The 19818-nt window shown below is 70.2% G+C and carries 17 protein-coding genes and 1 riboswitch; of the genes, 13 read left to right on the top strand and 4 right to left on the bottom strand.

Annotation, left to right across the window (positions count from 1 at the left end):
• Positions 1 to 161 precede the first annotated feature (161 nt).
• From clsA to IE272_RS20625, 10 genes are all read left to right on the top strand, one after another.
• On the top strand, positions 162 to 770 hold the full coding sequence (gene clsA / locus IE272_RS20670; RefSeq protein ID WP_007452211.1) for a cardiolipin synthase ClsA: 609 nt from the start codon (positions 162 to 164) through the stop codon (positions 768 to 770).
• Between the two features lie 112 nt (positions 771 to 882).
• A complete protein-coding gene (locus tag IE272_RS20665) occupies positions 883 to 3378 on the top strand; it encodes a mannose-1-phosphate guanyltransferase (RefSeq protein ID WP_050357775.1) in 2496 nt (831 codons plus the stop codon).
• Between the two features lie 97 nt (positions 3379 to 3475).
• A complete protein-coding gene (locus IE272_RS20660; protein ID WP_078961186.1) occupies positions 3476 to 4390 on the top strand; it encodes a DUF881 domain-containing protein in 915 nt (304 codons plus the stop codon).
• Positions 4387 to 4719: a small basic family protein gene (locus IE272_RS20655; RefSeq protein WP_003970459.1), complete on the top strand. Its 333-nt coding sequence runs from the start codon at positions 4387 to 4389 to the stop codon at positions 4717 to 4719. Before IE272_RS20660 ends, IE272_RS20655 begins: the two co-directional genes overlap by 4 nt.
• A gap of 5 nt (positions 4720 to 4724) precedes the next feature.
• The gene (locus IE272_RS20650; protein WP_050357772.1) at positions 4725 to 5534 is read left to right on the top strand and encodes a DUF881 domain-containing protein; all 810 of its coding nucleotides are present in this window, start codon (positions 4725 to 4727) and stop codon (positions 5532 to 5534) included.
• Between the two features lie 190 nt (positions 5535 to 5724).
• The gene (locus IE272_RS20645; RefSeq protein ID WP_073744298.1) at positions 5725 to 6504 is read left to right on the top strand and encodes an FHA domain-containing protein; all 780 of its coding nucleotides are present in this window, start codon (positions 5725 to 5727) and stop codon (positions 6502 to 6504) included.
• A gap of 42 nt (positions 6505 to 6546) precedes the next feature.
• Complete coding sequence (ftsR, locus tag IE272_RS20640) at positions 6547 to 7290, top strand: transcriptional regulator FtsR (protein WP_050357771.1); 744 nt, start codon at positions 6547 to 6549, stop codon at positions 7288 to 7290.
• Between the two features lie 53 nt (positions 7291 to 7343).
• Complete coding sequence (locus IE272_RS20635) at positions 7344 to 7817, top strand: bifunctional nuclease family protein (RefSeq protein WP_006123076.1); 474 nt, start codon at positions 7344 to 7346, stop codon at positions 7815 to 7817.
• 168 nt (positions 7818 to 7985) lie between these two features.
• Positions 7986 to 8612, top strand: coding sequence for a MerR family transcriptional regulator (locus tag IE272_RS20630; protein WP_063804477.1), 627 nt, complete (start codon positions 7986 to 7988; stop codon positions 8610 to 8612).
• A gap of 112 nt (positions 8613 to 8724) precedes the next feature.
• Positions 8725 to 10179 carry a DNA polymerase IV gene (locus IE272_RS20625; RefSeq protein WP_098893179.1) on the top strand — a complete coding sequence of 485 codons (1455 nt, stop codon included), beginning with the start codon at positions 8725 to 8727 and terminating at the stop codon, positions 10177 to 10179.
• Here IE272_RS20625 and IE272_RS20620 read toward each other — a convergent pair.
• Positions 10101 to 10472 carry a PRC-barrel domain-containing protein gene (locus IE272_RS20620; RefSeq protein ID WP_050357835.1) on the bottom strand — a complete coding sequence of 124 codons (372 nt, stop codon included), beginning with the start codon at positions 10470 to 10472 and terminating at the stop codon, positions 10101 to 10103. The genes IE272_RS20625 and IE272_RS20620 overlap by 79 nt on opposite strands.
• A gap of 132 nt (positions 10473 to 10604) precedes the next feature.
• A riboswitch (glycine riboswitch) is annotated at positions 10605 to 10702 on the top strand.
• Between the two features lie 193 nt (positions 10703 to 10895).
• On the opposite strand from IE272_RS20620, the gene gcvP reads away from it, so the two are divergent.
• Positions 10896 to 13781: an aminomethyl-transferring glycine dehydrogenase gene (gcvP, locus tag IE272_RS20615; protein WP_050357768.1), complete on the top strand. Its 2886-nt coding sequence runs from the start codon at positions 10896 to 10898 to the stop codon at positions 13779 to 13781.
• 103 nt (positions 13782 to 13884) lie between these two features.
• Here the strand turns inward: gcvP and IE272_RS20610 are convergent, their stop codons facing one another.
• Positions 13885 to 14091, bottom strand: coding sequence for a DUF5999 family protein (locus tag IE272_RS20610; protein ID WP_007452228.1), 207 nt, complete (start codon positions 14089 to 14091; stop codon positions 13885 to 13887).
• 330 nt (positions 14092 to 14421) lie between these two features.
• Entirely contained in the window at positions 14422 to 15006 is a 585-nt protein-coding gene (locus IE272_RS20605; protein ID WP_050357767.1) for a hypothetical protein, read from the bottom strand.
• A gap of 484 nt (positions 15007 to 15490) precedes the next feature.
• Between IE272_RS20605 and IE272_RS20600 the strand changes: the two genes are divergently transcribed.
• Positions 15491 to 16996, top strand: a complete 1506-nt coding sequence (locus IE272_RS20600; protein WP_050357766.1) for a glutamate-cysteine ligase family protein — start codon at positions 15491 to 15493, stop codon at positions 16994 to 16996.
• 51 nt (positions 16997 to 17047) lie between these two features.
• Here IE272_RS20600 and IE272_RS20595 read toward each other — a convergent pair whose 3' ends face one another.
• Positions 17048 to 18838 (bottom strand): substrate-binding and VWA domain-containing protein, encoded by a 1791-nt coding sequence (locus IE272_RS20595; RefSeq protein WP_190007438.1) that lies wholly within the window; start codon positions 18836 to 18838, stop codon positions 17048 to 17050.
• A gap of 185 nt (positions 18839 to 19023) precedes the next feature.
• Between IE272_RS20595 and IE272_RS20590 the strand changes: the two genes are divergently transcribed.
• Positions 19024 to 19803 carry a CPBP family intramembrane glutamic endopeptidase gene (locus IE272_RS20590; RefSeq protein ID WP_050357833.1) on the top strand — a complete coding sequence of 260 codons (780 nt, stop codon included), beginning with the start codon at positions 19024 to 19026 and terminating at the stop codon, positions 19801 to 19803.
• Positions 19804 to 19818: the final 15 nt, after the last annotated feature.

Genomic DNA, 19818 nt, shown 5'->3' with positions numbered 1-19818 from the left:
GAACAATTTTTCCGGGAAAGCCCCGCACCTCTGGTGCGGGGCTTTTCTGCGTTCCGGGACCATTGCACATCGTCCTCGCTCCACCCCCGTGCACCGGACGGAGGAGGCTGAGGGTAGGGTCAGGGGGCATCATTGGCACGTTCTTCACAGGAGGCCCCCGGGTGGAGGTCCAGGAGACTCGGGTCCAGACGGACCGGGTCCTCACCATCCCCAACATCCTCAGCATGGCTCGCCTTGTCGGGGTACCGCTCTTCCTGTGGCTGATTCTTCGCCCCGTGTTCGGAGGGCCCAACAGCGACAACTGGGCGCTGCTGGTTCTGATGCTCAGCGGCATCAGCGACTACCTCGACGGGAAGCTCGCCCGCAAGTGGAACCAGATCAGCAGCCTCGGCCGGCTCCTGGACCCGGCGGCGGATCGCCTCTACATCCTTTCTACCCTGGTTGGCCTCACCTGGCGTGAGATCTTGCCCCTCTGGGTCACCGCGGCCCTGCTCGCCCGGGAACTGATGCTCCTGGTGATGGTGGCCATCCTGCGACGCCACGGCTATCCGCCTCCGCAGGTCAACTTCCTCGGGAAAGCTGCAACCTTCAACCTGATGTACGCGTTCCCCTTGTTGCTGCTCAGCGACGGGAGTGGTTGGCTGGCCACACTGGCCGCCGTCTTCGGATGGGCGTTCGCAGGATGGGGTACAACGCTCTACTGGTGGGCAGGGATCCTCTACGTGGTTCAGGTCCGCCGGCTCGTGAAGGCGGACGCAGTAGCCGATTGAGCTCGTTGATGCGGTGCCGCGCAGTGTGGCCGGCCCGCGGCAGATGTTGCGAATGATGCCCCGACGGGCGAAGTCGGCTAACCGTCGTCTCTTCTAGGAGGACGTTTCCGACATGAAGGCCGTCGTGATGGCTGGCGGCGAAGGCACACGCCTTCGCCCCATGACCTCGAGCATGCCCAAGCCGCTCCTGCCCGTGGCCAACAGGCCGATCATGGAGCATGTCCTGCGGCTGCTCAAGCGGCATGGGCTCAGTGAAACAGTAGTGACCGTCCAGTTCCTCGCCTCTCTCGTCAAGAACTATTTCGGGGACGGCGAAGAGCTCGGAATGGAGCTCACCTATGCCAACGAGGAGAAGCCACTCGGCACCGCGGGCAGCGTGAAGAACGCCGAAGAGGCGTTGAAGGACGACACGTTTCTCGTCATTTCCGGTGACGCGCTCACCGACTTCGACCTCACCGACCTCATCGCGTTCCACAAGGCGAAGGGCGGACTCGTCACGGTCTGCCTGACCCGGGTTCCCAATCCGCTGGAATTCGGGATCACCATCGTGGACGAGGACGGTCAGGTCGAACGGTTCCTGGAGAAGCCGACCTGGGGACAGGTCTTCTCGGACACCGTGAACACGGGCATCTATGTCATGGAGCCCGAAGTCTTCGACTACGTCCAGGCCGACACCTCGGTCGACTGGTCCGGTGACGTCTTCCCTCAGCTGATGAAGGAGGGCAAGCCCATCTACGGCTATATCGCCGAGGGCTACTGGGAAGACGTAGGCACACACGAAAGCTATGTGAAGGCCCAGGCGGACGTCCTGGAGCGCAAGGTCGACGTGGAGCTCGACGGCTTCGAGATCTCACCCGGCGTGTGGGTCGCCGAAGGAGCTGAGGTGCACCCCGACGCCGTGCTGCGCGGGCCGCTGTACATCGGCGACTACGCCAAGGTCGAGGCGGACGTCGAGATCCGCGAGCACACGGTGGTGGGGTCGAACGTCGTCGTGAAGACGGGCGCCTTCCTCCACAAGGCCGTGGTGCACGACAACGTCTACATCGGGCAGCACAGCAACCTCCGGGGCTGTGTGGTTGGCAAGAACACCGACATCATGCGCGCGGCCCGGATCGAGGACGGCGCCGTCATCGGGGACGAATGCCTGGTCGGCGAGGAGTCGATCATCCAGGGCAACGTGCGGGTGTACCCGTTCAAGACCATCGAGGCCGGCGCGTTCGTCAACACCTCGGTGATCTGGGAATCCCGCGGCCAGGCGCACCTCTTCGGGGCGCGCGGGGTCTCCGGAATCCTGAACGTCGAGATCACCCCCGAACTGGCCGTACGGCTGGCGGGCGCCTACGCCACGACCCTCAAGAAGGGCTCGACGGTCACGACCGCACGTGACCACTCCCGAGGCGCCCGCGCCCTCAAGAGGGCCGTCATCTCGGCCCTCCAGGCCAGCGCCATCGACGTCCGGGACCTGGAGAACGTACCCCTGCCCGTGGCGCGCCAGCAGACCGCCCGGGGCAGCGCCGGCGGCATCATGATCCGTACGTCACCCGGGGTGCCGGACTCGGTGGACATCATGTTCATCGACGAGCGGGGCGCGGACCTCTCGCAGGCGCAGCAGCGCAAGCTCGACCGGGTCTACGCGCGCCAGGAGTACCGCAGGGCCTTCCCCGGCGAGATCGGGGACCTGCACTTCCCGTCCAGCGTGTTCGACTCGTACACCGGGTCCCTCCTGCGGAACGTCGATGTCGACGGCATCGCGGACTCCGGGCTCAAGGTCGTCGTCGACGCCTCCAACGGCAGCGCCGGGCTCGTCCTGCCCAGCCTGCTCGGGCGGCTCGGCGTGGACGCGCTGACGATCAACCCCGGACTCGACGAGGCGCGGCCCACCGAGTCGGCCGAGACCCGGCGGGCCGGTCTGGTGCGGCTCGGGGAGATCGTCTCCTCCGCACGGGCGGCCTTCGGGGTGCGGTTCGACCCGGTGGGCGAGCGGCTCTCCCTCGTCGACGAACTGGGCCGGATCATCGAGGACGACCGGGCTCTGCTGGTCCTCCTGGATCTCGTCGCCGCCGAGCGGCGCAGCGGTCGGGTCGCCCTGCCCGTGACGACCACGCGCGTCGCCGAACAGGTGGCGGCCTACCACGGCACCCAGGTGGAGTGGACGACCACCTCGCCCGACGACCTGACCCGGGTGGGCCGTGAAGAGGACACCATCTTCGGAGGAGACGGGCGCGGAGGGTTCATCGTTCCCGAATTCAGCAGCGTCTTCGACGGGACCGCCGCCTTCGTGCGGCTGATCGGGCTCGTCGCGCGCACCCAGCTCACCCTGAGCCAGATCGACGCCCGGATTCCCCGGGCGCATGTCCTGCGCCGCGACCTGGCGACGCCCTGGGCTGTCAAGGGGCTCGTCATGCGCCGGGTCGTCGAAGCGGCCGGTGACCGCAGCGTGGACACCACGGACGGGGTCCGTGTGGTCGAGGCGGACGGGCGGTGGATCATGGTTCTGCCCGACCGGGCGGAGGCCGTCACCCATCTGTGGGCGGAAGGCCCGGACGACGCCTCGGCCCAGGCACTGCTCGACGAGTGGGCCGCGGTGGTGGACAGCGCAGGAGACTGATGCGACGACGGTGCGCCGCGACGCCCCGGGCAGGGGGTCGCGGCGCACCGGTGGGGCCATTCGGCGGCAGCCGTGACGACGTGCGACGATGTGCGGCATGTCGCAGCAGTCCCCCGATCGGAGCACCGCCTCGCCGCCCGCACGCCCCGACGCCTCCATGTCGCTGCTGAACAACGTGATGGACCACAGCCTCGACGACGGGTACGCCGAGGCCTCCGCGCGGCGCAGGGCCGACGGGAGCGCCGGGCTGCCCCGTACGCTCAAGTCGAAGCTCGGCCTGGCCGCCGGACTGGTGGTGGCCGCCCTCGTGGTCACCCTCGGCGCCGCCGAGGCGCGGATCTCCGCGCCCGTCGTCGCCAAGGAGCGCGAGGAGCTGATCGACCGCATCGACGCGGAGACGCAGGCCGCGGACGCCTTGGAGTCCGATGTCGACGAACTCCGCTCCGATGTGAGCGAACGTCAGCGCAAGGCGCTCGAGCAGCACGGCGGCGACCAGGGGCAACTGGTGGCGCTGCTGGCCGGAGCGACCCCGGTCGAGGGCCCCGGCGTGAAGCTGATCGTCGACGACGCGAAGGACACCGACCAGGGCGGCGGCGGGCCACGTGAGTCGACGGGCTTCGCCGACACCGGGCGGGTGCGCGACCGGGACATGCAGCGTGTGGTCAACGGCCTGTGGGAATCCGGGGCCGAGGCCATCGCCATCAATGGGCAAAGGCTGACGGCGCTGTCGGCCATCCGGGCCGCCGGCGACGCCATACTGGTCGACAACAGACCGCTCGTACCGCCGTACACGGTGCTCGCGGTGGGGGACGGCAAGAAGCTCGTGACCGCCTTCCAGGACAGCGCCGACGGCCAGTATCTGCAGGCGCTCAAGGAGAGCTTCGACATCCGCACCAGCATCTCCGATCAGGCGGAGGTACGGCTTCCGGCCGCGCCCAGCCTGATCGTCCGTACAGCAGAGCCGAAGGCCGCCGGCAGTGGTGCGGCAGACACAGGGAAGGGCACATCGTGATCGCCGTACTGGGCCTCGTCGTGGGAGTCGTGGTCGGACTGTTGGTCCGGCCCGAGGTACCGGCGGTGGTCGAGCCCTACCTGCCGATCGCGGTGGTCGCCGCGCTCGACGCCGTCTTCGGCGGTCTGCGGGCCATGCTCGACGGCATCTTCGTCGACAAGGTCTTCGTGGTCTCCTTCCTCTCCAACGTCGTGGTGGCCGCGCTGATCGTCTTCCTCGGCGACAAACTGGGCGTCGGCGCTCAGCTCTCCACCGGTGTGGTGGTCGTGCTGGGCATCCGGATCTTCTCCAACGCCGCCGCGATCCGCCGGCACGTCTTCCGGGCTTGAGGCCGATGAACAACGACGAGAACCCCCGCAGCGAACAGCCCGAGGGCGGCGCGCCCGCCGCCCCGGACGCTCCCACGCCGCCGCCCGCCGCGGAGGTGTCCGGTCGGCAGCGACTCAAGGCGGGCCTGTGGCCGCCGAGGCTGAGCCGGGCCCAACTGATCGTCGCCGTGCTGCTGTTCGGGCTCGGTCTGGGGCTTGCCATCCAGGTGCGGTCCACCAGCGACGACAGCGCGCTGCGCGGCGCCCGCCAGGAGGACCTGGTCCGTATCCTCGACGAGGTCGACGACCGGACCCAGCGTCTGGAGGACGAGAAGCAGCGTCTGGACGATCAGCGCACCGAGCTGGAGAACAGCTCCGACCAGGCCGAGGAGGCCCGGAAGCAGACGCTGGAGAAGGAGCGCCAGCTCGGCATCCTCGCGGGCACCGTGGCGGCGCAGGGCCCCGGCATCACGCTGACGATCACCGACCCCTCGGGGGCGGTCGCGCCCGACATGCTGCTCGACGCCATTCAGGAGCTGCGGGCGGCCGGGGCCGAGGCGATCCAGGTCAACGGGGTCCGGGTGGTGGCCAATACCTACTTCTCCGGGGACGCCGGGGACGTCGAGGTGGACGGGAAGAAGATCGAGGCGCCGTACGAGTTCACGGTGATCGGCAAACCGCAGGATCTGGAGCCCGCGCTCAACATTCCCGGCGGTGTGGTCCAGACGCTGGAGAAGGAGCAGGCCACGGTGCTCGTGGAGCGGTCCGACGAGATCGTCGTGGACGCCTTGCGACCGGCGCAGCGGCCTGACTACGCTCGGTCGTCATCCCCGTGAGCCGGGCGAGCGCGAGGGCCGGTGGAGCGGGTCGGACGGTTGCGGGGGGTCGGCGCACCGGATTGGTGGTGCGTGGTGGAAACTGTCGGGTGGATACGGACGTTGTGAAGATGTCCGGGTCGGCAGGTGTGTTCAATCAGGGTTCGTCCTGCCCCACGGGCGGGTCTATGTCGGTCAAGGGGAATCGCCCGTGAAGTTGTTTGCGAAGTTGTTCGGGAAGAGTGCACGCGAGGACAGCAACAGTGCTGCCCGCCACCGCGCGCCGCGCCACGGTCAGGGCGAGGAGCAGGAGGCGGAGCGTCCGCTCTTCCGTGACGAGGTGTCCGGCGCCCCGGGTGGTGACGGCGTGTCGTCTGTTGACCCTGCCGGTGCCGGACGCATAGGTTTCGGCGAACCATCAGCCTCGAGTACGGGTGGAGGGTTCACCCCGGAGGGCTCGTCGATGCCGGTCTGTACGAGGTGCGGTCACCGCAACGCGGAGGCCAGCAGGTTCTGCTCCAACTGCGGCGCGCCGCTGCGGGGCGGCGTTCCCGAGCGTCCCTCGGAGACGACGTCCACCATCTCGATCTCCGGGCTCGAGGCGTACGAGGCGGAGGCGACGGGCCAGACGGCTCTGCCCTCGCTCTCTCCGGAGGCCCAGGCCGCGGTCGACGCGCTGCCCGGAGGCTCGGCACTGCTGGTCGTGCGACGGGGCCCGAACTCCGGGAGCCGGTTCCTGCTCGACAGCGACCTCACCACGGCCGGCCGTCACCCGCAGAGCGACATCTTTCTCGATGACGTGACCGTGTCGCGGCGTCATGTGGAGTTCCGCAGGACCCCGGACGGTAGCTTCACCGTGGGTGATGTCGGCAGCCTCAACGGCACCTACGTCAACCGTGAGCGCATCGATTCGGTCCAGCTGTCCAACGGCGACGAAGTCCAGATCGGAAAGTACCGCCTGGTCTTCTATGCGAGCCCGCGGGGCGTGTGACCAGCCCCCGGACTCCGTCCGGGGGGACCCCGAGGAAGGCCCATGCTGCGAACACCGACAGGCGGTGCCGGCCACGGCACCGCCACCGCGGAAGCGCGCCCGATGAGCATCGGTACGGTGCTCATCCAGCTGCGCGACGAGTTTCCCGAAGTCACGATCTCCAAGATCCGGTTCCTGGAGGCCGAGGGGCTCATCGAGCCGCAGCGCACTCCTTCCGGATACCGGAAGTTCGCCCCGACTGATGTGGAGCGCCTGGCGCAGGTGCTCCGCATGCAGCGGGACCACTACCTGCCGCTGAAGGTCATCCGGGAGCACCTGGACGCGCTGGCCCGGGGGGAGCAGCCCGTTCTGCCCTCGCCCGGCGACCGGCGGGACCTCGCCGACGGGGTGTGGGAGACCGGTCCCGGGGCGGCGACCGCCGCTCGGATCGGACGGTCCGAGCTGCTTGCTGCGGCCGAGGTCGACGAGGACCGCCTCGCCGAGTGGGAGTCCTACGGGCTTATCGTCCCCGCCGCCGAGGGCGGCTACGACGCCGAGATGGTGACGGTCGCCAAGCTGGTGGCGGATCTGGGACGTTTCGGTCTGGAACCGCGTCATCTTCGGGCCATGCGGGCCTCCGCCGACCGGGAGGCGGGGCTGGTGGAGCAGCTGGTCGCGCCCCTGCGCCGGCACCGTAACCCGCAGACCAGAGCCCATGCGGAGGCCACCGCGAACGAGCTCGCCGAGCTGTCCGTACGGCTGCACGCGGCACTCGTGCAGAGCGCTCTGCGCAGCCGTCTGCACTGACCTCGGCGGAGCCCGACTACCCAAACATGGCGAGCACGTCCTAGGGTTGCTGTGTGAACGAGCTCGACGTTGTCGGTGTCCGGGTGGAAATGCCCTCCAACCAACCGATCGTTCTCCTGCGTGAAGTGGGAGGCGACCGGTACCTCCCCATTTGGATCGGTCCGGGGGAGGCGACCGCGATTGCCTTCGCCCAGCAGGGCATGGCTCCCGCCAGGCCGCTGACCCATGACCTGTTCAAGGATGTGCTCGAGGCCGTGGGCCAGGAGCTCACCGAGGTCCGCATCACGGACCTCCGCGAAGGGGTCTTCTACGCGGAGCTCGTCTTCGCCAGCGGAGTCGAGGTGAGCGCCCGGCCCTCCGACGCCATAGCGCTCGCCCTGCGGACCGGCACGCCGATCTACGGCAGTGACGGCGTGCTGGACGATGCGGGCATCGCGATCCCCGACGAGCAGGAGGACGAGGTGGAGAAGTTCCGCGAATTCCTCGACCAGATCTCTCCGGAGGACTTCGGTACGAACAGTCAGTGACCGTCCCGCAGGGGTGCTGTCAGCGCATCCGACAAGCCTTTCCCGGAAACCAGACACGGGAAACCACCCTCAGGGTGATTATCACTCGGCGTGCCGAGTGTGGCGATCGTTGACGCACCCCGAGTGACTGCCTACCTTCGAGTGGGCAGGTCAAGGACGGAGGTCGGCGTGAGAAGCAGCGGCGACGGTACGGCGGCGGGTGGGCCGTATCCGCAGCACGGCAGTGGAGCCGACCACGCCATCAGGCAGCCGGTTCCACCGGCAGCGGTGGCAGCGGGCGGCGTGGCAGCGGCGAGCGATGCCGACGACATCGGCTATCGCGGACCGACGGCGTGCGCGGCGGCGGGGATCACCTACCGCCAGTTGGACTACTGGGCCCGTACGGGCCTGGTCGAGCCCAGTGTGCGCCCGGCCTACGGGTCGGGGACCCAGCGTCTCTACAGTTTCCGGGACGTGGTTCTCCTCAAGATCGTCAAGCGGTTCCTGGACACCGGGGTCGCCCTGCAGAACATCCGCACCACGGTCCAGCATCTGCGGGCCCGCGGTTTCCAGGATCTTGAGCGCATGACGCTGATGAGCGACGGGGCCACGGTCTACGAGTGCTCCTCGCCGGACGAGGTTGTCAGCCTGCTCCAGGGCGGGCAGGGAGTCTTCGGTATCGCCGTCGGCGTCGTCTGGCGGGACGTGGAGGCGGCGCTCTCGCAGCTGCACGGCGAGCGGGTCGACACCGGCGAGACGCTCGTCGGTCACAACCCGGCCGACGAGCTGGCGCGGCGCCGCAACCGCGCCGTCTGAGCGCCCCGGAGGCGCGCACGGCGGGCGGCACGAGCAAGACGACGGGACGGTCCGGCACCCCACGGGGCGCCGGACCGTCCCGTTGTCAGTGCCGTAGGGCAGCATCGAGGGTGTGAGACCCGCGCCCACCATCCTTCATCTGGACATGGACGCCTTCTACGCGTCGGCGGAGCAGGCGGCCAAGCCGAGTCTGCGCGGCAAGGCGGTCGTGGTGGGCGGCCTCGGACCCCGCGGAGTGGTCGCCACCGCCTCGTACGAGGCCCGGCGCCTGGGCGTGCACTCGGCGATGCCCACCGCGCAGGCCCGGCGGCTCGCACCCAACGCCGCCTACCTGGTGCCCCGCTTCTCCCTGTACCGGACGGTGAGCGACCAGGTGATGGAGCTCCTGGGGCGGCTGTCGCCCCTGGTGGAGCCGCTCAGCCTGGACGAGGCCTTCGTGGACCTGGAGGCCGGCGGTACGGCCGACGACTCGGCGTCGGCCCGTGCGACGGGTGAGGGGCTGCGGACGGCCATCCACGCGGTGACCGGCCTCAGCGGATCCGTCGGACTGGCCGGCTCCAAGATGCTCGCCAAGATCGCCTCCGAGGAGGCCAAGCCCGACGGGCTGCTGCTCATCGAGCCGGGCACCGAGCGTGAGCTGCTCGCTCCCATGTCCGTGCGCATCCTGCCGGGGGTCGGCCCGGCCACCGGCGACCATCTCCGACGCGCCGGGATGACCACCGTCCACGACCTGGCCGAGGCAGGCGAGGCGGAGCTCGTACGGCTGGTCGGGAAGGCCCACGGCCACGGGCTCTACCGGATGGCGCTGGGGCTCGACGACCGGCCGGTGGTCGCCGAGCGGGACGCCAAGTCCGTATCCGTGGAGGACACCTTCGACGTGGACCTGCACGACCGGGTGCGGGTGCGGGCCGAGGTGGAGCGGCTCGCCGTCCGGTGCGTCGAGCGACTGCGCGCCGCGGACCGGTCGGGGCGCACGGTGGTGCTGAAGGTGCGCCGCTACGACTTCTCCACCCTGACCCGCTCCGAGACGCTCAGAGGCCCCACGGACGACCCCACGGTGGTCCGCGAGGCTGCGGGGCGGCTGCTGGAGTCCGTCGACACCACGGGGGGCGTACGGCTGCTGGGGGTCGGCGTGACGGGGCTGGCCGACTACACCCAGGAGGACCTGTTCGCCCAGGCTGCCGACGCCCGGCAGCTCGCTCAGCGGGCCCAGGAGCACAGCTCGCCGCCTGTGGAGGGCGGCGAGGAGAGCGCCCCGGAGCCCGAGCCGGACAGCGCGGAGCTGCTCGCCGCGCGGCGCTGGCCCGCCGGGCACGACGTACACCACGAGGAGCACGGGCACGGCTGGGTGCAGGGCAGCGGCGTCGGCCGGGTCACCGTCCGGTTCGAGGAACCGTGGAGCGCACCCGGCCGGGTGCTGACATTCCGGGTCGACGATCCGCTGCTGCGGCCCGCCGACCCGCTGCCGCTCGTCCGCGACGCGGCCGACTACTCCTCCTGGCCCGCCAGCCTGCCGAAGTCCCGGTCGGGCGCCGACTCCTCCGGGGGCGGGGAGTCCAGCCCGTAATGGCGGTAGAGCTGCAGTTCCTGCTCGGGCGAGAGGTGCCGGCCGACGCCGAAGTCCGGCGCACCCTTGATCAACGCGCGGTCGAAGGGCACGCGCAGCGCGTCCTCGACGAATTCGCTGGGTTCCAGGGGGACGAAGGCGTCCCTGCTGAACAGGCCGGTGCGGACGGCCGCCCACTCGGGCACCCCCGTCGCGTCGTCGAGATAGACCTCATCCACCGTTCCGATCTTGGCGCCCTTGCGATCGAATGCCTTGCGGCCGATCAGGCGGCGCGGATCGATATCGGTCTGCACGGTGCCTCCCACTGGTCGCCACTGCTCAGGGTGGACGCTGTCGCTCCACCAGCACCACACAAGTGCAGATCCGTGGCGTCGGCCACTCGAGAACTCCGGCGCGATGGCCGCTGGTAGGCTGACAGTGGCTGCTGACCCCGTGCGGGAGAGTCCTCCGGTGCAGAATCCGGAGGCGCCGAAGGAGCAACTCCTCCCCGGAATCTCTCAGGCCCCCGTACCGCACGGACGAGGTCACTCTGGAAAGCAGGGCGATTCCGTGCGGGCGCAGGCCCAGACGGACTCGACCCTCACCGACGGTGAAAGTCGGCACGCCCCCGGGCGGGCCGGTGAAGCTCTCAGGTTGAGATGACAGAGGGGGAGGCCGTTCGGGCACCCGCGCCGTGGTGCCCCTCGCAGGTCGTGACAGACCAGGAGGCCTCCACCATGACCCCCCGTCGCACTCCGCTCTCCCAGCTGGAGCAGGGCATTCCGTTCGAGCAGCGCCACATAGGGCCCGACGCCGGAGCCCAGGCGAAGATGCTCGCCCAGGTCGGCTACGGCTCCCTCGACGAGCTCACCGCCGCCGCGGTGCCCGACGTGATCAAGAGCGCGGAGGCCCTGAACCTTCCCTCGGCGCGCACCGAGGCGGAGGTCCTGGCCGAGCTGCGGTCGCTGGCCGACCGCAACCAGGTGCTGGCCCCGATGATCGGCCTCGGCTACTACGGCACCTTCACGCCGCCCGTCATCCTGCGCAACGTCATGGAGAACCCCGCGTGGTACACGGCCTACACGCCGTACCAGCCGGAGATCTCCCAGGGCCGCCTCGAGGCCCTCCTGAACTTCCAGACGATGGTCGCCGAGCTGACCGGGCTGCCCACCTCCGGCGCCTCGCTGCTCGACGAGGGCACCGCCGCCGCCGAGGCGATGGCCCTGTCCCGGCGCGTCGGCAAGGTCAAGAAGGGCGTCTTCCTGGTCGACGCCGACACCCTGCCGCAGACCGTCGCGGTGATCGAGACCCGCGCCGAGCCCACCGGTGTCGAGGTCGTCGTCGCCGACCTGAGCGACGGCATCCCCGCCGGGATCGCCGAGCGCGGCGTCTTCGGCGTGCTGCTCCAGTACCCGGGCGCCTCCGGAGCCGTGCGCGCCATCGAGCCCGTCATCGAGCAGGCCCACGAGCTCGGCGCGATCGTCACCGTCGCCGCCGACCTGCTGGCCCTCACACTGCTCACCTCGCCCGGCGCGCTCGGCGCGGACATCGCGGTCGGCACCACCCAGCGCTTCGGCGTCCCGATGGGCTTCGGCGGCCCGCACGCCGGCTTCATGGCGGTCCGCGAGAAGTTCGCCCGCTCCCTGCCCGGCCGCCTCGTCGGCGTCTCCGTGGACGCGGACGGCAACAAGGCCTACCGCCTGGCCCTCCAGACCCGCGAGCAGCACATCCGCCGCGAGAAGGCCACCAGCAACATCTGTACCGCGCAGGTCCTGCTCGCCGTCATGGCCGGGATGTACGCGGTCTACCACGGCCCCGACGGGCTGCGGACGATCGCCCGGCGCACCCACCGGTTCGCCGCGATCCTCGCCGACGGCCTGCGCAGCGCCGGCGTGGACGTCGTGCACGGCGCGTTCTTCGACACCCTGACCGTGCGCGTCCCCGGCAAGGCGGCGGCCGTCGTCGCGGACGCCCGGGAGCGCGGGGTCAACCTCCGTCTCGTCGACGCCGACCAGCTCTCCATCGCCTGCGACGAGACCACCACCCGTGCGCAGATCTCCGCCGTCTGGGCCGCCTTCGGCGCCGAGGGCGACATCGAGGCGCTGGACGCCACGGTCGCCGACACGCTGCCCGATGGGCTGCTGCGCTCCGACGAGATCCTGACCCACCCGGTCTTCCACCAGCACCGCTCCGAGACCGCGATGCTGCGCTACCTGCGCAAGCTCGCCGACCGCGACTACGCGCTGGACCGCGGCATGATCCCGCTCGGCTCCTGCACCATGAAGCTGAACGCGACCGCCGAGATGGAGTCGATCACCTGGCCCGAGTTCGGCGCGCTGCACCCCTTCGCCCCGGCCGAGCAGGCGCAGGGCTTCCTCACCCTCATCCGTGAGCTGGAGGAGCGCCTCGCCGAGGTCACCGGCTACGACGCGGTGTCCATCCAGCCCAACGCCGGTTCCCAGGGCGAGTTCGCGGGCCTGCTGGCGGTCCGCGCGTACCACCGGGCCAACGGCGACGACCAGCGCACCGTCTGCCTCATCCCGTCCTCCGCGCACGGCACCAACGCCGCCAGCGCCGTCATGGCGGGCATGAAGGTCGTCGTGGTGAAGACCGCCGACGACGGCGAGGTCGACATCGCGGACCTGCGCGCCAAGATCGAGCAGCACCGCGACGAGCTGGCCGTGCTCATGATCACCTACCCGTCCACGCACGGGGTGTTCGAGGAGCACGTCGCCGACATCTGCGGCGAGGTGCACGACGCGGGCGGCCAGGTCTACGTAGACGGCGCCAACCTCAACGCGCTGGTCGGGCTCGCCAAGCCCGGCAAGTTCGGCGGCGACGTCTCGCACCTGAACCTGCACAAGACCTTCTGCATCCCGCACGGCGGCGGCGGCCCCGGCGTCGGCCCGGTCGGCGTCCGCGCGCACCTCGCCCCGTACCTCCCCAACCACCCCCTCCAGCCCGCCGCGGGCCCGGAGACCGGCGTGGGCCCGATCTCGGCCGCCCCGTGGGGTTCGGCGGGCATTCTGCCGATCTCGTGGGCGTACGTCCGTCTGATGGGCGGCGAGGGACTCAAGCGGGCCACGCAGGTCGCCGTGCTGGCCGCGAACTACATCGCCAAGCGCCTCGAACCGCACTTCCCGATCCTCTACAACGGCCCGGCCGGTCTGGTCGCGCACGAGTGCATCGTGGACCTGCGCCCGATCTCCAAGGCGACCGGCGTCTCCATCGACGACGTGGCCAAGCGCCTGATCGACTACGGCTTCCACTCGCCGACGATGTCGTTCCCGGTGGCCGGCACGCTGATGATCGAGCCGACGGAGAGCGAGAACCTCGCGGAGCTCGACCGGTTCTGCGACACCATGATCGCGATCCGCGCCGAGATCGAGAAGGTCGCCTCGGGGGAGTGGAGCGAGGACGACAACCCGCTGAGCAACGCCCCGCACACCGCGGCCGCGCTCGGTGGCGACTGGGACCACGGCTACAGCCGCGAGGAGGCCGTCTTCCCGGCCGGCGTGTCCGCCGCGGACAAGTACTGGCCGCCGGTGCGCCGCATCGACGGGGCCTTCGGCGACCGGAACCTGGTCTGCTCCTGCCCCCCGCTGGACGCGTACGACGACTGAGACGGACCGCGGTAGGGCGTGCGCCGTGAGCGGTGCACGCCGGACATGCGTCGGGGCCGGTGCGGAGATCTCTCCGGGCCGGCCCCTTCTCGTACGACCGTCCTCAGGCGGCCTTCACCACGCGGCCGGCTGCCAGTGGCCGGTGCGGGGCGATGATCTGCCCGTCGGGCAGCAGTTCGCCGGTGTCCTCGAAGAGCAGGACGCCGTTGCACAGGAGGCTCCAACCCTGTTCGGGGTGGTGGGCCGTCAGGCGGGCGGCCTCCCGGTCGGGTGAATCGGCGGTGGGGCAGGGTGGCTGGTGCTGGCACATGGATGGGTTCTTTCGCTGCGTCGAGTCGAGTGTCCTGCGGCTGGATGAGTCGTTCATGGCCGCCCCCGTATCAGTCGGTCCGGTCCCAGTGTTGCCCTACGGGGAAGATTCCGCAGGGATTTCGCTGCAGCACCCGTACTCCTCCCATGACGCATCACCCGCGCGGACGGTTCACTGCAACTGCACTGTCCCTTTGGGTGGTTCGGGGTGGCCGGATGGGGCTAGTCCGAGTGGGCAGCACGGCGCCCCCGCAGTGACCCCTGCCCCGCCCGGTGTTCGGGCGGGGCAGGGCGGGGTCGCTACGGGGGCGGTCTGCCGGGGCTGCGCAGGTCAGGCCGAGCTGAGGAGCGGGCCGGGTGCCACGCGCAGCGAGATGACGGGCAGCAGATCGGCGACCCGGTGCGGGCGGTGGGCGGCGATGCCCGGCGGGGCCGGCGCCAGGGGCACCAGGACGTCCGCCGGCGCGAGCACCCCGCCGGCGGGATCGGCCTCGGTGTCGCCGTGCAGCCAGAGGGTGAGCATGTACAGCTCCGGGATGGACAGCAGCCGCGCCTGGCAGGCGGTGGCCGACGCCTCGGCCTGCCGGACGGCCAGCTCGGTCGAGGCGAGGTAGGGCCCCTCGAAGAAGTGCGAGAACGTCCAGCCGTCGGGGGTGAGCACGGTGTCCGCCGCGGCGACCGCGCGGCCCTCGCTCCGGATCAGGAAACGCCAGGCCGCGAGGCGTGTCAGAGGTGCTGTCCTGGCGGGCGCGATCCGGTCCAGCACATGCACGGGAAGCGGTAGTTCGGGGCTCAGCGGTCCCTGGACGGACCGGAGAGCGGACGTGCGGGGTCCGCGGACGGCGGTGGGAGAACCGAGGGCCGCGAGAACACTGCGCAGGGCGGGCGCGGGAGCCGGGGGAACATGCAGCGGCATAGTGGGTCGCCTCTCACTTCGGAGACACGGTGGCGCTTGGGCGGGTGCAGACGGCGCTGTCGGCATGTGGGCCGGAGACGGCCGGTGACGGGCGAGTCGTATCAACTCTCTGCCTCGTTGAGCGGAGTTTATATGACGCGTGTTCACACAGTGTTTCCACTAGCGGTCGGAGATATGTCGCGCAAGGCGTCATCCGGCCTTCGAATCGCGGTATTTCTGGTGATGTGAACTGCCCTTGACGACCCCGACCTGGCATCCTTCCGGCGGAGCGGTCGGCCGAAACTCGTCGGTGTTTTCACCGCGCATAGTCCGGCCGAAAATGTGGGAAGCCACATGCCACCGGAATGTGCCCCCGGTCTCCTTCAACCAGACTATCGGGTAACGGAGGCCCGTGGGGGCGTTACGGATCACTCCCGCTGGGCATTATCGATCGTGATGCGAGCGGCCTGGGCCGCGGGCCGCCCACTGGAGGAGGGACCCCTCGATGGGGGAGAAGGTCGTGGCGGAAGCCGTTGACCTGTCCGATCGACAGGCGTACCGCACCAAGCTCAACCAGTGCCTGGAGGGGCTGGGCAGACTCCTGGCGGAGCGGAGGTTCGACCGTCCGCGGAATCTGATGGGGCTGGAGATAGAGCTGAATCTCGCGGGTTCCGACGGGATGCCCCGGATGATGAATCAGCAAGTGCTCCAGCGCATCGCGAGCCGGGATTTCCAGACCGAACTGGGGATGTTCAATCTCGAAGTGAATATCGTTCCGCACCGCCTCGGCGGCCGGGTATTCGATCAGCTCTCGGAGGAGTTGCGGACCGGCCTCGCCTATGCACACCGCAAGGCGGGCGAGGTGGACGCGGGGATCGTGATGATCGGAATCCTGCCCACCCTGGGGGAGCACGACGTGGTGTCCGCGAATCTCTCGGACGTGGACCGCTACACCCTGCTCAACGATCAAATGGCGGCCGCCCGGGGGGAGGATTTCGTCCTGGATATCGAAGGCGTCGAGCGATTGGTCTGTACCTCGCCCTCGATCGCCCCGGAATCGGCCTGCACCTCGGTGCAGCTGCACCTCCAGGTGACGCCGGCCCGTTTCGCCGACGTGTGGAACGCCGCCCAGGCGATCACCGGCGTCCAGATCGCACTGGGCGCCAACGCCCCCTTCCTCTTCGGCAAGGAGCTGTGGCGGGAGTCCCGGCCGCCCCTGTTCCAGCAGGCCACCGACGTACGGCCGCCGGAGCTGGCGAACCAGGGCGTGCGTCCCAGGACCTGGTTCGGGGAGCGCTGGATCGGCTCCGCCCACGAGCTCTTCGAGGAGAACCTGCGCTACTTCCCGCCGCTGCTGCCGATCTGCGACGACGAGGACCCCCTGAAGGTGCTGGACGAGGGCGGGGTGCCCGAACTGGCCGAGCTGGTGCTGCACAACGGCACCGTCTACCGCTGGAACCGTCCGGTGTACGGGATCGCCGACGGCGTCCCCCATCTGCGGGTGGAGAACCGTGTACTGCCCGCCGGGCCGACGGTGACCGACGTGATCGCCAACGCCGCCTTCTACTACGGGCTCGTACGGGCGCTCGCCGAGGAGTCCCGGCCGGTGTGGAGCAGGCTGCCGTTCGAGGCGGCCGAGGAGAATTTCACCGAGGCCTGCCGGCACGGCATCGAGGCCGAGCTGCTCTGGCCGCGGTCGGGCCGGTCCGGCGGACTGACCAGGATCCCCGCCGTACAGCTGGTGCTGGAGGAACTGCTGCCGCTGGCCGCCGCGGGCCTGGACGCCTGGCACATCGAGCCCGCGGACCGGGACCGCTATCTCGGGGTGATCGAGGAGCGCTGCAAGCGGCGCGTCAACGGGGCCTCCTGGCAGGTGGCCACGTACCGCCGGGCCCTGGACGCCGGGCTGCGGCGGGACGCGGCGCTCGCGGCCACCACCCGCCGCTATGCCGAGCTGATGCACGCGGGGGAGCCGGTCCACACCTGGCCGGTGGGTTTCCCGGCGCCCTGAGGGCCGCCGCCGCGCCGGGCGCCGGGGACGGGGGCCCGGCGCCCGGGCCGGTCACTCCTGTGCGGCGAGGCCGTTCTGTCCCGCCGCCATGATGGCCTGCAGGATCACCGCCTGGATCTCCGCGGGGTCGCTCACCTCGTAGCCGTCGCCGCCGGTGACCCGCGCGATCTCGGCGACCTCGTCGCGGTCCGCGTCCGGGCCCACCGCGATCGCGATGACCGGGACGGGGCGCTCCGGGTCGCGGAGCTCCTTGAGCTCCGCGATGAGCCCGCTCCGCGAGATGCTCCGCTCGTCCTGGTTGGAGCCGTCGGTGAGGATCACCAGGGCGTTGAACTTGCCCTTCACAAACGTCGACCGGGCTTCCTTGTACGAGGCCAGCGTCGTGTCGTAGAGCCCGGTCGCGCCGCCGGGCAACGGCTGCAGCCCCGCGAACGCGGCCGTGAGCTTCTCCCGGTGGGTCCCGCCGCCCTTGACCGGGTCGCCGAGCCGCTTCGTCGGCATGAGCCGCCGGTAGTCCTTGTCGCCGTCCAGTGTGGTGGCGAACTCCCACAGCCCGATCTCGTCGTTCGGGGTGAACTGGCCCAGCGCCTGGATCAGCGACTCCTTGGTGACGTCCATCCGGGACTGGCCCCGGCCGGGGACCAGCGCCGCCATGGAGGCCGACGCGTCGACCACCGTGGTCAGCCGGGCGCTCTGCACGGTGATCGTCCACATCCCGAGCGTCTCCTGGAGCTCCTTGGCCGAGGGCGCCTCGGCGGCCGGGGTGGCGTACGGCTGGGGCTTCCTGCCGCCGGCCGCCGCGACGAGGGAGTCCTCCGCGCTCCCGTCACCGGCCCGGAACCCGTGCTCGGCGAAAGCGGCCCGGGCGTCCGCGTCGCCCAGCAGGGTCATGAAGCGCAGCGCCGCGCGGGACTCCGCGACGCTGAGGCCCGCCTCGTTGACCAGGGTGTACGGGTAGTCCAGCAGCGGTGTGCCGTCCTGCGGGTAGAAGAGGTCCAGCTTGCCCCCGCCGGTCGCCTCCGCGTTGTGCGCGAAGGCCGCCTGCTCGGAGATCAGGACCGCCTGGTTCCGCTTCGGGTTGCCCTCCTCGGCTCCGGACGTGCTCCGCGCCAGGGTCTCCAGCACCTGGGCGTCGCCGTCCGACATCCGCTCGGCGAGCACCTTCGCGGTCCGGGCGACCCGGGTGTCGCTGTCCCCGCCCTGCCGCGCGGACGAGGCGCCGATGCCGACGAGCGCCAGCAGCCCGGTGGCGCTGCGCGCGGGATCGGCCGCGCCGAGGCGCACCCGGTCGGAACCGAGCGCCGCGACCAACTCGGCCCAGGAGTAGGTCTTCTCGGGCCAGCCGAGCTGCTGGGAGGCCGACGGCACCATGGCCAGCGCCACCGGGGAGGAGGCCACCGAGTCGGACGGGGAGACGGGAATGCCCTCGCCCAGGCCCTTGGCTCGCTCCAGCCACAGTTCGGAGTCGGGCAGCCAGACCTGGAAGTCGGGCTCCTCGTCCCCCGCCGCGAGGGATTCGGCGACCTTGTGCGAGTCGCGGGCCAGCACCTCCACGACGAGGCAGCGGCCGTCGGTTCTCAGCTCTTCCTCGGGGGCCTGTTCGGCTATGGAGCGCACGGCGGGCGCGATGTCGGGGGAGGCCACCACGGACAGACGCACGGCCGATTCCTCGCAGGACCGGGAGAACGACAGCAGACCGACCTTGGCCGCCACGGCCGTTCCCGTCGCCACGGTGAGGACGAGCAGGGTCGCGATGGCGACGGTACGGCGCCGGCGCCGCGGGCTCGGGTGGTCCCGGCGTCCTTCCGCCGCGTGGCTGTCGGGCAAGCTATGACGTCCCATGTCGGTGGTGCCCCTCGTTGAGGATGAAACAAGGAAAAGGGGGACCGCACCATCAGCGATGGTGGTCGTCCCCCGGCCTGTCGCGCATGATCTTCGTACCTTTATTCGAGACCCTAGTGCGGCGGTCGGTGGGATGAGACGTGATTGCAGAACAAAAGGCAGGTGTACAGGTGGAGGCCGGGCGCGTGGCTGATTCTTTTCCTCAAGAGGCCGTGTCACGAAGGATCTTACGGTCCGAGGTGGTGCTGGTCCTGGCGCTCTCGCTGGGCGCCAGCGCGGTGTCCTCCCTGATTAGTTTTGTCGGATCACTGACGAAACCAGGGGGTTTGAAGGACCAGGCGGCGACGCTCAACGGCTCGTACGCTCCGGGCCGTCCATGGCTTGATCTGTCATGGCAAATGTTCGGAATCGCAACGGCTCTGGTGCCGGTCGCGCTGGTCGCGCACCTGCTGATCCGGGAAGGAGCGGGGCTGCGGGCCATCGGGTTCGACCGCACGAAACCCTGGTTCGACCTCGGCCGGGGAACCCTGGTCGCGGCCGGCATCGGAAGCGCCGGCCTCGCCTTCTACCTGGTGGCCCGCGCCTCCGGATTCAACCTGACGGTCGTACCCGAGTCCCTGCCCGAGGTCTGGTGGAAGTTCCCCGTACTGATCCTCTCGGCGATCCAGAACTCCGTGGTGGAGGAGGTCATCGTCGTCGGGTATCTGCTGCGCAGACTCGGGCAGTTGGGCTGGACGCCGATGGCCGCGCTGGTGGCGAGCTCCGTGCTGCGCGGGTCGTACCACCTGTATCAGGGGATCGGCGGTTTCATCGGCAACGTGGTGATGGGCGTCGTCTTCGTGCTGCTCTACCGGCGCTGGGGCCGGGTGGGCCCGCTGGTCGTCGCGCACGCGCTCCTGGACATCGGGGCGTTCGTCGGATACGCCCTGCTCGCGGGCCGGGTCGACTGGCTGCCGACGCCCTGAGCGCGGTGCCGTCAC

The sequence above is a fragment of the Streptomyces anulatus genome (assembly GCF_014650675.1).
GTDB classification, from domain to species: Bacteria; Actinomycetota; Actinomycetes; order Streptomycetales; family Streptomycetaceae; genus Streptomyces; species Streptomyces anulatus.
The sequence above is the reverse complement of the archived record's forward strand: the minus strand, read 5'-3'. Positions and strand labels throughout refer to the sequence as shown.

Coding starts and splice junctions, on each gene's coding strand:
- IE272_RS20595 (WP_190007438.1), bottom strand. CDS start 18,838: ATGGGACGTCATAGCTTGCCCGACAGCCACGCGGCGGAAGGACGCCGG.
- IE272_RS20650 (WP_050357772.1), top strand. CDS start 4,725: ATGAACAACGACGAGAACCCCCGCAGCGAACAGCCCGAGGGCGGCGCG.
- IE272_RS20610 (WP_007452228.1), bottom strand. CDS start 14,091: ATGTGCCAGCACCAGCCACCCTGCCCCACCGCCGATTCACCCGACCGG.
- IE272_RS20660 (WP_078961186.1), top strand. CDS start 3,476: ATGTCGCAGCAGTCCCCCGATCGGAGCACCGCCTCGCCGCCCGCACGC.
- gcvP (WP_050357768.1), top strand. CDS start 10,896: ATGACCCCCCGTCGCACTCCGCTCTCCCAGCTGGAGCAGGGCATTCCG.
- IE272_RS20605 (WP_050357767.1), bottom strand. CDS start 15,006: ATGCCGCTGCATGTTCCCCCGGCTCCCGCGCCCGCCCTGCGCAGTGTT.
- IE272_RS20665 (WP_050357775.1), top strand. CDS start 883: ATGAAGGCCGTCGTGATGGCTGGCGGCGAAGGCACACGCCTTCGCCCC.
- ftsR (WP_050357771.1), top strand. CDS start 6,547: ATGCTGCGAACACCGACAGGCGGTGCCGGCCACGGCACCGCCACCGCG.
- IE272_RS20600 (WP_050357766.1), top strand. CDS start 15,491: ATGGGGGAGAAGGTCGTGGCGGAAGCCGTTGACCTGTCCGATCGACAG.